Consider the following 13,672-nt stretch of genomic DNA (forward strand, 5'->3'; position numbering starts at 1 on the left):
TTATTTAAGCTAATAAATATTTTATAAGTATACTGGACTAACAAAATATCCTGTTAATCCAGTATGCTTTTTAAACTTTGACTATTAAATTCTATAATTCTAATTACTTTGCATCATCTATGTTATCTTTAGTTATACCTACATAAGGAACACGTACTGCCTTTCCATCTAGCTTCCATTCAGTACCTTCTAAAACATCTTTCCCTTCTGATGCATTTATAGATAAATCTATAACTGCCTTACCTTGTCCTACTGCATCATTTAATACAGTCCCTACAACTTTTCCACTTTCTATAAGTGTTACTATTTCTGGTATTGCATCAACTCCTACTACTGGCATAAACTTATCTCCTGAGAAGTATCCTTCTTTCTCTAAAGAGGCAACAGCACCTGATGCCATACCATCATTATTACAAATTACAAACTCTATTTTTTCTCCAAATTTAGCTAACCATGCATCCATTTTCTCAGTAGCCTTAGCTGCATCCCACATTGCAGTATCTATAGCCAATTCTTCAGTTTTTATCCCTTTTTCATTTAACGTTTTTATAGAATATTCACTTCTCGCTTCTGCATCTGGATGTCCAGGTTCTCCTTTTAACATTACATATTGAATTTTTCCATCTCCATTTTTATCCCATTTTTCTTTATTTTTTTCCCATTCTTTAGCTATAACTTCTCCTTGTATAACTCCTGATTCTTTTGATACTGTACCTACATACCAAGCTTTATCATAACTATCCATAGCAGCTTGATCCGGTTCTTTATTAAAGAATATTACTGGTAACTCTGCAGCTTTCGCTTTTTCTATAACTGTTGTAGCCGCTTTTGGATCTACCAGGTTAATAGCTAATACTTTTACTCCTTTAGCTATCATTGTGTCTATTTGTTCTAACTGTTTAGCTTGATCATTTTGAGAGTCATTTATTATTAGATCTGCTTTATCTTTAGCATTTCCTTCTAACTCTCTACGAACTGCTGACATAAAATTGTCATCATATTTATATATTGTTGCTCCTATTTTAGGAAGATCACCTGTTCCTCCTTCATTTGACCCATCTCCTCCTGATGAGCTACACCCTACTGCTGAAAACAACATCATTGCTGCCATAGATAATGCTAAAATTCTTCTTTTATTCATGATAATCCCCCTTATTCTAGCTTTCTTGATATATACCCTCTTTAAGAAAACATTTTCATTTTAATTGTAAATTGTTTTCTGTAAATTTTCAATATTTTCTATTTTTCTATTTTTCACATTTATCATGTTTTTACGACAATCATTATATTTTAAAATTATTTTAATTAATTAACTTATTTTTTATTCTTTAATTCTTATTTTTTGTTGCTATTTATATTTTTTTGCTTTTAAAATTATTCACATAATTAGTTGAAGTAAAATATTATATATTATTAACTATTTATATTATATAAAAGGAGGATTTAAAATGATTAAAAATATAGGTATTTTATCAGGTTACATATCCTCACTGTTTATTTTCCTTTACGCTCTTATGTATATTTTAAGAGATTTTTACTCAGCATCAAATAATGATTCACTAAAAAAATATATCAATAAGTTATTGCCATTATTCTCTAAATATAATTTAACGTTTTTAATACTTATAATACTATTTTCAATAATACATGTTTGCTGTTTCTTTAACTTTGCAAATATACTGAACTCTGGTTATGTTGTTTTATTTGTACTAATATTAATTACAAAATTAACATTTTTCCCTTCAAAATCAAATCAATCAAATTACTACTTTAATATTTTTTCCTATCTTCTAGTAGGAAGTTTAATTGTCCATTTTATAATGTAAATAAAAAGAAGAGCTAAATAGCTCTTCTTTTTATTTACATTATTTTAATATATATTCTTTCTATATTGAACGTATAAATTTTGTATTTTTTCCATTTCTCTCTTTAATTGTAATTGAAGATTTGAGACCGTCTCATAATCCTTATTTTCAATAGCTTCTTTTATATTCGTGAATAATGACTTTCTAGTTAATGTATCTTTCATAACATTAAACTTTATATCTGAAATAGCATTCCAAGCTACCTCATCTAATGCATCCATATTCTCTTTATTATGAAGCTTAACACAACTTCTTATAGTATCCATATGTGCTTGGATTATTCTATCTTTTAATTCTTTTGTCCACTTATCTAAAGCTCCCATTTTAAAAGATTCTATTATAGCATTTGAAAATACATTTCCTTCTTTTAAACAAGTTAATTTAGATTCATATACTTCTAAGTTTTTCATATTTTCATATACAGTTGCAGGTGGAACTGAGAATCTTTGATTTCTTTCTTCTAATGTATAATGTTCAAATACATCATTTTCATCTCTATATGCTCTATCTTTTTCTAGATAAAAACTTTCTTGACCAACCTCTTTACATATTTCTTTTTCAAGTTCCTTTGTTGATAATTTACTTTTTGCTGCTGCTTTTATACCATCTAACATAGTTTGATAACACCCTGCAATAACTAAGTATGTGTTAGATAATGGATTAGGTGATCTTAATTCAAATCTTACAGTTTTAGGATTTTTTATATCTCTTACTAATCCTACAAGTACTGACCTATTTCTTGATGGAACTTCATAACTATGACCTAAAGATGTTACAATACAAACAGGGGCTTCAAATCCAGGAACAAGTCTATTGAAACCGTCATTTGTTGCTGTTACTATAGGATTTAATATTTCATAATTATTAAGCATTCCCATAAGAGCACCATATCCTATTTCGCTTACATAATCTTCTTTCATATCTCTTGGTGAGAATAAATTTATTATTTTCCCATTTTTTAACTTAGCACTTACACCTACATGTGTATGTTCTCCACTTCCTGCAACTCCGTATATTGGTTTTGCTTTAAAAGTTACTTCTAACCCATTAGATGTAAATACATCATCTATTACTTCTCTTACCATTAGTTCATTATCTGCTGCTTGAAGTGGATTAGAAAACTTCCACGATATCTCTAATTGTTCCATAGCATGGTTTGTTTTTCCATCTATACTTATAGAGCTATTTATTCCCCCAACTTCTTTATGCGCCATTTCAGGCTCTATACCTAATTGTTGTAATTTTATCAGTGTTTTTTCTAGGCAAGTTCTTATTATTCCGTGTGTTCTTTTCCAATATTGTTCTTTTAAACTTTGAGATACATATAATTTTTCTAGGTCTGCTTTATCTTCAGGAGTATTTACCCAAAACTCTAATTCAGTAGCAGCTGTTAATATTATCTCTTCTATATCTGATACATTTTCTATTCCTATATTTTGTATCATATGTGGATACTCTTCAAAAACTTCTAATATTGATTTTTTGAAAAATTTCTCTGATTTTCTTAGTATTCCTCTAGAACATACCTTTTTATTTTCATGAATTAAAAAAGCAGGTATTCTTAATGTCCCAATTGGAAGATTTGTTTTTTCATCGATATGTTCAAAATTATAATCTATATACCATTTGCAATTTACATCTGGCATTAAATCTACTTTTGCATTATTCAATGTAGCTATATTATATAATTCAACACTTGATCCGTCTGTTTGAATAGCTGATTCTAAAAAACCACTTATATCATCTAAAAATAATTCTACTGGAATTTTTTCATCAGTTGCATTTCCGCCTAGATCTACACCCATTAAGGATACAAATTTAATATTTTTATTTTCATTTAAAATCGATTTAATCTCTTTTTCATTATGATTTTCTTTTTCAATTGTATATAATAAATTTTCCATACAATCTTTCCCCCCTTCAGCTTCTATAATTTTATATAATATTAAAAATTTCTAAAAAAAGGAACTTGTCCTTTCTTATATTTATATTATATATAAGAAATCATTTTTTGTTCGTGATTTTATTTATACTTATTATATCCGAGAGTTTAAAAGTTCGCAATATTTTTTATTTTTTTTTACTTACTCACAATCGTTTAACATTTTTTTAAATATAGGGTATACTAAAATAAGAAGTATTTTATAAAATAGTAAATTTAATACTTTTTAAAGTGTTTATGATATAAGATAATTTAGGAGATAAATATTATGGAATATATAGTTTTCGATTTAGAATTCAATCAAGGATTCGATAAAACTCTTAATAAAACAGTCTCTAATGAGAGATGTCCTTTTGAGATAATTCAAATAGGAGCAATAAAATTAGATAGTAATTTTAATATAATTGATACTTTTAATAGTTATGTAAGACCAGAAATATATAAAAATATACATCCTTTTGTTGGTAAGATGACAGGTATTACCTTAAAAAACGTTGTAGATGCACCTTCTTTTGCTAAAGTTTATAAAGATTTCAAAAAATTTATATCTGGTAAAAATCCTATACTATGTGTATGGGGTACTGGAGACTTAAAGGAATTATATAGAAATATAACTTATTATGACTTACCTTCAAAATCTCTACCTAAATCATATATAAATATACAACATTACGCATCTAATTACTTCGAAAATCCAGCAGGTAAAAGTATTGGTCTTCAAAATGCGATTCAAATATTAGGCCTAAATCAAGATAAATCTTATCATGATGCCTTAAACGATGCATATTATACTGCACAGGTATTTATGAGAATCCAAAATCCAAGTATTGTACCAGATGTTTATATTTATACAACAGTAAAACCATCAACTGTTGAAAGATACTCAAAAAAAGTAGTTGATTATGATAAATTATTTCAAGAATTTAGAAAGATCTTAAATAGAGATTTAAGTACAGAAGAAGAAAAAATTATTGACCTTGCATATAAAATGGGAAAAACTAATCAATTTTTAATTACTCCCACAAAATATAAAAAAAGATAGGTAAAAACCTATCTTTTTTTTATTCAATATTTATAAATAACATTTTTAATAATTCATATTGTGCAAATTCTACACTTTTTATTTGTCTTTGTTCATCTCTAATATATTCATTCTTCCCAACAAATATTTCTGTATCACCTATACTAGCATACAGTTTTTCTAGTATCTGTAAAAAGTCATTAACTTTTATAGATTCTTCTTTAGATCTTAATAATGTTACGCTTTTAGTCTCTTGATCTTCATACACACAATCTATTCCATATAAAGCACTATCGTCTTTTATATATATAACTTCTCCACCTAAAGATTTTCCTTTTTCTAGTTTTTGTTTTAAAGTTAATATTTTCATATAAATCCCCCTTATTATAAAGTATTTTTCTTATGATTTAATACTTAATTTTTAACATGAAAATTGAACTTCCTATATTCATGTATATTAAATTATATTAAGGAGTATATGAAATTATTATTATTTTTTATTTATTTTATAACAAGTTCTACTGGGCAATGATCTGATCCTAATACACTGCAATGTATATCTGCACTTACTAATCTCTCTTTCATACTTTCTGATACTATAAAATAATCAATTCTCCATCCAGAATTATTTTTTCTTGCATTAAATCTATATGACCACCAAGAATATACACCTTCTTTATTTGGATTAAAATATCTATAAGTATCTATAAACCCTTCGTTCATAAGCTGCGTAAATTTACTTCTTTCCTCATCTGTAAAACCAGCATTTTTTCTATTTGTTTTTGGATTTTTTAAATCTATTTCTTGGTGAGCAACATTTAAATCCCCACATACTACTACTGGCTTACTTTTTTCTAAATCTTTTAAATATGATTTAAAATCTTCTTCCCATTTCATCCTATAGTCTAATCTCTTTAATTCGCTTTGTGAATTAGGAGTATAAACAGTTATAAAATAAAAATCTTCAAATTCTAATGTTATTACTCTACCTTCAGTATCATGTTCTTCAATATTCATTCCATACAATACACTTAAAGGTTTTTCCTTTGTAAAAATTGCTGTTCCTGAGTATCCCTTCTTTTGTGCATAATTCCAATATTGATAATATCCATCTAAGTCTAAATCAATTTGACCTTCTTGAAGCTTTGTTTCTTGTAAACAAAATATATCTGCATCTACTTCTTTAAAGTAGTCTAAAAATCCTTTTGTAACACAAGCTCTTATTCCATTGACATTCCACGATATAAATTTCATTTTTACCTCCTATAATTCTAATCTGTAACTATATATTTGTTATATTACCCAAACATATATTGTTACTATCATCTATATTTTAATTCTACTAATCTAGTTCAAAGTTTAATTTATTTGCTAATTCTTCTGGATTTGTTGATGAAACATACATCCCTGTACCTAATTCAAATCCTCCAAAGCTATATTTTCTAGGAATTATATGCATATGAACATTAAATTCATCCTTATTTTCTAATTTTTTAGAATGGGTATGTATACATAAATTAAAAGGATCATATCCATTTACTTTGTATAAATTTTTAAACAGTCTATTAAATACCTTTGATAATTCTTTTATATGATCATCACTAATTTGTTCAAATTTTATTTTTTCTTTAAAGATAATTCTTACTTCTCCACTATATTTGCTAGCATAAGGTACTATTGTTAAAAAATATCTATTATCATTAATAACTCTTTTTTTATATTCTATTTCTTTTTTAATAATATCATCATATAAATACGTTTTATTTTCTTTAAAATATTTACTAGCTACCTCTTCTTCTTTATTTATTTCTGGAGGTACTAGAGATAGTGATATAATTTGAGAATGTGGATGTGTTAATGATGCTCCAGATTTTCTTAAAAAATTTTTAAATATATTTACATATTGTACGCTTTCACTTTTCATAAATTCTTTATATCTATTTTTATAGGTTTTAAATAAATCTTGAAATTCTAATTCACTCATATTATAAAATGTTCCATTATGTCTATAGGTATCTATTATAACTTCATGAACTCCATATATCTCGTCTGATAATTCATCTACTATAGGAAATTTATTATCTACCGATCTCGTTAGCCATCCACTGTTATCTTCAATTTTGTATCGTTCTATAGTTGCATAACTTTCATTACCTCTACAAAAAGGACAGTTTAAATCATATTCAACTTGTATTTCTTCTTCAGTTTGATTTTTAATTTTATCCATAGGCCTTTTTGATCTATTATTTGCAACTATGACTAGATCATTGTTTACTTCATCTATTCTTAATTCTTGCATAGTTAACACCTCTTGTTTATATCTTTTAAAATATACTATCTTGTATTAATATACTTTACTCTTTTACTTATTATAATGTAATTCTTATCAAATATATATATTATTGTATTTATTTTATATTTATTAATAAATTTTATTATTTTTTGTCTAATTTAATAGTTTTTATTATACTAATATCTTATTAGTTTGTAATGATTTTTGAGAATACTTATGTTAATATAATCTTGAATATAAAAAATATTTAGATATCCGATAAGCTTTTTAATTTTCAAAATATTTTTACATTAAAACAAAAAGTATTATTGATACGTATTATATTTTAAAAACCTATAGTTTATAAAATATATATAGTCTGATTATTATTAAAAAATAGGGGGTAATTTAAATGAAATATTCAGAGAGAGTAACTGCTATGCAGGCTTCTCCAATAAGAAAGTTAGTTCCTTATGCTCTTGAAGCTAAATCTAGAGGAATTAAAGTTTATCATTTAAATATAGGTCAACCAGATATTAAAACTCCTAAAGGATTCTTCGACGCAGTTAAAAATTTTGATAGTACTGTTTTAGAGTACGCTGTATCAAATGGTATTCCAGAACTAATATCAGCACTTCAAGACTATTATGCTACTTATGACATGCACTATGAAAAAGATGAACTTCTTATAACTAATGGTGGTAGCGAAGCTTTATTATTTACTATGATGGCAACTTGTGACCCAGGGGACAACTTGTTAGTTCCTGAACCATTCTATACTAACTACAATGGTTTTGGTCAATGTGTAAATGTAAGTGTAAATCCAATAACAACTAAAGCAGAAGACGGATTCCATTTGCCAAGTAAAGAAAAAATTTGTTCTAAAATCAACTCTAAGACTAAAGGAATCTTATTATCTAATCCAGGTAACCCAACAGGCGCAGTTTATACAAAGGACGAAATAAATATGATAGCTGAAATTGCTATAGAAAACAATCTATGGATAATAGCTGATGAAGTTTATAGAGAATTTGTATATGATGGATTAGATTATACAAGTTTTGGTAATGTTAAGGAAGTTGAAGATAGAGTTGTCATAATAGATAGTGTATCTAAAAGATATAGTGCCTGTGGAGCTAGAATAGGATCTATTGCATCAAAAAATAAAGAACTTATAGCAGAAATTCTTAAATTGTGCCAAGGAAGACTTTGTGTTGCAACATTAGAACAATTAGGTTCTGTTGAATTATACAAAACGCCTGCATCTTATTTTAAAGAAGTTAATGAAGAGTATAAACATAGAAGAGATGTTTTATATAATGAATTGATGAAAGTTGATGGGGTTGTTTGTGAAAAACCAACTGGAGCATTTTATATAGTTGCAAAATTGCCTGTAGATAATGCAGAAGACTTTGTAATTTGGATGCTAAGAGAATTTAACAAAGATGGTGAAACAGTTATGGTCTGTCCTGCTGAAGGTTTCTATGCTACAGAAGGTCTTGGACGTGATGAAGTTAGACTTGCTTACATCCTAAATGAATCAGACTTGCATAAAGCAGCTACAATACTAAAAGAAGGTCTTGAAAAATACGTTGAATTAAATAAAAATATTCAAAAATCTACTGTTGAAGCTTAAATTTATATCTAAATATAAAAAAGCAACCTTAAAATAAGGTTGCTTTTTAATTAAACTCTTCTTTATTTAATATATACTGTAATGTACTTATCGCTTCCATATACCTTTTTTGGTCTTCTTCATTCAATTTAAAAAGCTTTTCCTCTAATCTATCGCTAAGTTTCCCCATAAAGTCAGAAGCAAGAATTGTTCCTTTTTCAGTTATACTTATTAAGTACTTTCTCCTATCCGATAAATCTTTTGTTCTAATAACGTATCCCTTTTTAGTAAGATCATCCACCATGCTAGTTAAACTACCCTTTTCTATGTTTAACTTTGCACATAAATCAGTCATACTTATTGCACCATAATTTCTTATAAACATTAATGCTCTTAATTGAGTTTTATTAACATCATAAGTAGCTGCATATTGCTTTAAATATTCTAGATATAGACTTGAATATATTTTCGGAAATGTCTTAGATAAAAATCCTATCGTATCAGACACTATACACTTCATTTTATCACCCCAGATGTTTATTTTTATTTATTATTAGTTTACATTAAAACGATTATTAGTACAATACTTTTAATAATAAAACTTTAAATTTGATTATTTTTTGTCTATATTTAAAGTAAATTTTTACCTTTTTTATTTTTTTAATTAAATTAAAATCTTTTTAAAGTATTTTTTAACTTTTATTTAACAAACTACAAAAAATAAGATTCAAAAATAATTATTATTTTTGAATCTTATTTTATTATTTTAGCTATTTTTTATTTTTATTATATTTATTTTCATATACTGTATATAATATAAATGCAATTATTCCAAATACTAAAGGACCTAATATCATCATTACGGTTTTAAAAATTGACCCTCCCATAGCTGGTTCTATTATTGTAAATACATTTGCAAATCCTACAAATACTGTAACAACTATAGCTGATGTTAAGGCTGCACCATATGATTTATAGACCATAAATGGTTTATCTACTTTTCCTTCTAATTGTTTTTTCTTAAATAAAGGAAACGCAGATGATAAGAACATATATGGTAAAGTCATAGCAACATTAGTCATAAGTACTAGTATGCTGAAAAATTCTGCTGCTGCTCCTCCACCAAAGGAGATAGCAAGTATCATAGCGATAACTATTATTGCTTGTACTTTCATTGCAAATAAAGGCATTCCATCTGTTATTTCTCCAAGTTTACCTGGCCAAACTTCCTTTGGAGAACCTTGTATTAATGTTTTCAGCGGAGAATATGCTAACGTAAAGAATGCTCCAGTTAAAGCAAGGAACATTGATAACCCAACAAATCTAGCAAACCAAGCTCCCATTGTTATGGATACAGCTTGAGATAAATTTAAAGATTGTCCTATTTGATAGCCTAGATTTTGTATAACGACATATGCAACATTACCCATGTGTACATTTTCTGAAGCTAAAACTTGATTCCAGTTTGTAAACATACCACAAGCAAATATGCCTACTGCATATCCAACTGATATTACTATAGCTGCTATAGTAAGACCTTTTGGAAATGTTGTTTCTGCATTTTCAGTTTGGTCAACTAATCCACCTAAAACTTCCAGTCCACCAAATGCAAATATAGCAAATACTAAGAATGAAAGTACTGTTAATGATGTCTGGTATGCTGGATTAGGTGATTTAGTAAATGATTTAGCAACATCTACAATTGGTTCCGCAAACTGTCCACCATTTGATATAAGTACAAATATACCACCTATAAGTAATACAAAATTTAGTGCTAATATTGCAGTCCCACCAACTGATGTTATTTTAGTTATTTTTTCTACACCTTTACTAGCTATAAATGTAACTAATAATATCCATAAAGCACCTAATATTCCTAATGTTTGAGTTGATCCTAATCCTAATAATGACCATGTTGCTGTTCTATCTTCTCCAAATATAAAATTAGAAAGTGGTATCCATATAGAGGATGCAACATTTACCATCCATATTATATAAGATGCATACCACATGAATGTTCCTACAAAGGCAAATTTACCTCCAACAGATTTTTCCATCCATGAATACATACCACCTGTTTCATTTCTATATGCTGCTCCATATTCTGCCATCATAAATGCATATGGAATAAAAAATACAAGTGCACTTAATATATACCAAGGAATCGCTGCGTATCCCATTAAATAAAATCCTCTTGGCATATTAGCAAATCCAAATACCGAAGTAAATATCATCAGTATTAATGGCACTAATGTTAATTTTTTAGCTGTATTTGTGTTTCCTGCCATGCTAATTCCTCCTTATTTAAATATATTATTACTTTTTGCAATAAGAAGGAATTTAACCATGGTTATAAATTCCTTATCTGTAAAAACTTTAGATCTTTATTTAAATATAAAAAAAGCACCTTATTTAATAAGGTACTTTTTTATATTTTATACATGTAAATCTATTTTTAATCCGATGTTTTCTTTAAACTCACTTATAGCTGGCTCTAAAGTTTCTTCAACAAATTCTACAACTTGTTCAGGAGCTCTACCTACGAAGTTTTTAGGATCCATTATAGATAATATTTCTTCTTTGCTCATTTTAAATGAATCATCTTTTATTATAAGATCTATTAGATTATTCTCTTTTCCTTCATGCTTAACTCTATAAGCAGCTTTCATAGAATATTCTCTTATTATCTCATGTAAATCTTGTCTATCTCCGCCTCTTTTTACAGCTTCCATAAGTATAGTCTCTGTAGCCATAAAAGGAAGCTCTTCATTTATATGTTTATTTATCATATTTTCATATACAACTAATCCATCAGTTACATTTAATCCTATTTCTATTATAGCATCTGCTGCCATAAATGCTTGAGGTATAGATAATCTTTTATTTGCAGAGTCATCTAAGCTTCTTTCTAACCATTGAGTAGCTTGAACTAGTGCTGGACTTAATGATTCAGCTATTATATATTTTGATAATGAAGATATTCTTTCACTTCTCATTGGATTTCTCTTGTATGCCATAGCTGATGAACCTATTTGATTTTTTTCAAAAGGTTCTTCTATTTCCTTTAAACTTTGTAAAAGTCTTATATCATTAGTCATTTTATGCATACTTTGTGCTATTCCTGATAATACACTTATTACTTGAGCATCTAATTTTCTAGTATATGTTTGTCCACTTACCGCATAAGAAGATTTGTATCCCATTTTTGAACAAACTAACTTATCTAATTCTTTTACTTTTTCATGGTTCCCTTCAAATAAACTTAAGAAACTAGCTTGAGTTCCAGTTGTACCTTTAACTCCTCTTAATTTCATATTGTCTATTCTATAATTTATATCTTCTAAATCAAGTATTAAGTCTTGAGCCCATAAAGTTGCTCTTTTCCCTACTGTAGTAAGCTGAGCAGCTTGGAAATGTGTAAATCCAAGTGTAGGCATATCTTTATACTTTAAAGCAAATTCTTTTAAATTATTTATTAAATTAACTAATTTTATTCTTATAAGTTTTAAAGCCTCATTCATTTGGATTACATCTGTGTTATCACCAACATAAGCTGATGTTGCACCTAAATGTATTATTCCTTTTGCTTTATCACATTGTAGACCATAAGCTTTTACATGACTCATTACATCATGTCTTACTTCTTTTTCTATTTTTCTAGCTTCATCGAAGTTTATATTTTCTATATTAGCTCTTAATTCTTCTATTTGTTCATCACTTATATTTATACCTAATTCTTTTTCGCCTTCAGCTAAAGCTACCCATAATTTTCTCCATGTTGAGAATTTAAATTGAGGAGAGAATATATAGCTCATATCTTTGCTGCAATATCTATCCGTTAAAGGATTTGTGTATGTAGTATATTTATTATCCATAATTGTTTGCACCTTCCTTGTGTCTTGTTATATGATAATTATATAAAATTTTACGAACTATAACAAGTTTTTTTTAAGTTACGTTCACAATCTACTTTTTGTTTATACTAATATTATCTTTATTAATCATATAATCTATACTTTCACTATCAACAAAATTTAAAACATATTTATATCTAATAGCGTAATATTTGTCACTCCATCCTAATTGCTTTTTTATATCAATTTCATCAGCACCTAATCTTAAAGAAATAGCCGCAAAAGAATGCCTAAAATCCTTAGCTGAATATTGAGATAGTCCTGCAATATCTAAAGCCTTTTTTACTATAAGTCTTACATTTCTATCAGTTATAGAATTACTTTTTTGAGTTGTAAAAACAAACTCTTCTGTAGGAATTATAACTTCTGATAATCCAGAGTAATTTCTGTAATCTTCTAATAATTTAAAACAATATGGATGTAATTTTACTATTCTTTCTTTTCTGTTTTTGCCTAATTTACAGTAATAATTGTTTTTGTCATCTACTATAAGGTCTTTCCATTTCAAATTAACAAGTTCATTTAGTAAACATCCCGTTGTTACCAAAAAAACTATAATTGCCCTATCCCTTATGTTTAACTTATATAAAGACTCTATAAGTTGATTTATTTCTTGAATACTAAGTACATCATCTTTAGTTTTTATTCTTGTCACTTCTGGTTTTTCTACATATCTAAATGGATTAATTTCTATGTATTCTTCTTTTTTTAAATAATTATAAAAACTATGTAAATAACTATAGATTTTTTCTGATGTAGATTTTGCATAATTATCTTTTATATATTCCATAAACTTAGTACAGTCTTCTTTATCTGCATATAATAAATCTTTGTCCTCTATATATTCCTTGAAAGCAATAACTTTTGATAAATAGTCATGTTTTGTTGCTGGGTTAAGCTTTTTTGAAAAAGCTTTAAAAACTTCATATTCATATTCATCTAATCCGATTGTTTTATTCATATTAATTCCTTTCTTATATTTTTTTATTTTTATTTACTCTAATAAGATTATTTAACATTTAACTTAGTCTTAGTTGACATCT

Annotated in this window: 12 protein-coding genes; 3 read left to right on the top strand and 9 right to left on the bottom strand. The window is 27.1% G+C overall.

The annotated features are described in order from the left end of the window. Positions 1-103: 103 nt before the first annotated feature. Positions 104-1,141: a galactose/glucose ABC transporter substrate-binding protein MglB gene (mglB, locus tag BLP75_RS05460; protein WP_092724601.1), complete on the bottom strand. Its 1,038-nt coding sequence runs from the start codon at positions 1,139-1,141 to the stop codon at positions 104-106. 307 nt (positions 1,142-1,448) lie between these two features. On the opposite strand from mglB, the gene BLP75_RS05465 reads away from it, so the two are divergent. Next, positions 1,449-1,826: a hypothetical protein gene (locus tag BLP75_RS05465; RefSeq protein ID WP_092724603.1), complete on the top strand. Its 378-nt coding sequence runs from the start codon at positions 1,449-1,451 to the stop codon at positions 1,824-1,826. A 44-nt stretch (positions 1,827-1,870) separates the two neighbouring features. Here BLP75_RS05465 and BLP75_RS05470 read toward each other — a convergent pair whose 3' ends face one another. Continuing rightward, positions 1,871-3,769, bottom strand: coding sequence for a type I glutamate--ammonia ligase (locus tag BLP75_RS05470; RefSeq protein ID WP_092724605.1), 1,899 nt, complete (start codon positions 3,767-3,769; stop codon positions 1,871-1,873). A 306-nt stretch (positions 3,770-4,075) separates the two neighbouring features. On the opposite strand from BLP75_RS05470, the gene BLP75_RS05475 reads away from it, so the two are divergent. Continuing rightward, positions 4,076-4,849: a 3'-5' exonuclease gene (locus tag BLP75_RS05475; protein ID WP_092724607.1), complete on the top strand. Its 774-nt coding sequence runs from the start codon at positions 4,076-4,078 to the stop codon at positions 4,847-4,849. A 19-nt stretch (positions 4,850-4,868) separates the two neighbouring features. On the opposite strand, the gene BLP75_RS05480 is transcribed toward BLP75_RS05475, so the two are convergent. The 3 genes from BLP75_RS05480 to galT all read right to left on the bottom strand — a co-directional run bounded on the left by BLP75_RS05480 (position 4,869) and on the right by galT (position 7,127). Further along, on the bottom strand, positions 4,869-5,198 hold the full coding sequence (locus BLP75_RS05480; RefSeq protein ID WP_092724609.1) for a hypothetical protein: 330 nt from the start codon (positions 5,196-5,198) through the stop codon (positions 4,869-4,871). A 131-nt stretch (positions 5,199-5,329) separates the two neighbouring features. Beyond that, positions 5,330-6,082: an exodeoxyribonuclease III gene (locus tag BLP75_RS05485; RefSeq protein ID WP_092724611.1), complete on the bottom strand. Its 753-nt coding sequence runs from the start codon at positions 6,080-6,082 to the stop codon at positions 5,330-5,332. A gap of 88 nt (positions 6,083-6,170) precedes the next feature. Continuing rightward, positions 6,171-7,127 (bottom strand): galactose-1-phosphate uridylyltransferase, encoded by a 957-nt coding sequence (galT, locus tag BLP75_RS05490; protein ID WP_092724613.1) that lies wholly within the window; start codon positions 7,125-7,127, stop codon positions 6,171-6,173. 385 nt (positions 7,128-7,512) lie between these two features. Here galT and BLP75_RS05495 point away from each other — a divergent pair, with 385 nt between their 5' ends. After that, entirely contained in the window at positions 7,513-8,736 is a 1,224-nt protein-coding gene (locus BLP75_RS05495; RefSeq protein ID WP_092724615.1) for a pyridoxal phosphate-dependent aminotransferase, read from the top strand. 46 nt (positions 8,737-8,782) lie between these two features. Here the strand turns inward: BLP75_RS05495 and BLP75_RS05500 are convergent, their stop codons facing one another. The 4 genes from BLP75_RS05500 to BLP75_RS05515 form a co-directional block, all read right to left on the bottom strand. Beyond that, positions 8,783-9,235, bottom strand: a complete 453-nt coding sequence (locus BLP75_RS05500) for a MarR family winged helix-turn-helix transcriptional regulator (RefSeq protein WP_092724617.1) — start codon at positions 9,233-9,235, stop codon at positions 8,783-8,785. Between the two features lie 250 nt (positions 9,236-9,485). Next, positions 9,486-11,003, bottom strand: coding sequence for a glutamate/gamma-aminobutyrate family transporter YjeM (gene yjeM / locus BLP75_RS05505; RefSeq protein ID WP_092724619.1), 1,518 nt, complete (start codon positions 11,001-11,003; stop codon positions 9,486-9,488). A 147-nt stretch (positions 11,004-11,150) separates the two neighbouring features. Continuing rightward, complete coding sequence (purB, locus tag BLP75_RS05510) at positions 11,151-12,590, bottom strand: adenylosuccinate lyase (protein WP_170139171.1); 1,440 nt, start codon at positions 12,588-12,590, stop codon at positions 11,151-11,153. Positions 12,591-12,681: 91 nt separating this feature from the next. Continuing rightward, positions 12,682-13,590, bottom strand: coding sequence for a tyrosine-type recombinase/integrase (locus tag BLP75_RS05515; protein ID WP_092724621.1), 909 nt, complete (start codon positions 13,588-13,590; stop codon positions 12,682-12,684). Positions 13,591-13,672 lie beyond the last annotated feature (82 nt).

The organism is Romboutsia lituseburensis DSM 797 (assembly GCF_900103615.1).
GTDB lineage: Bacteria > Bacillota > Clostridia > Peptostreptococcales > Peptostreptococcaceae > Romboutsia_F > Romboutsia_F lituseburensis.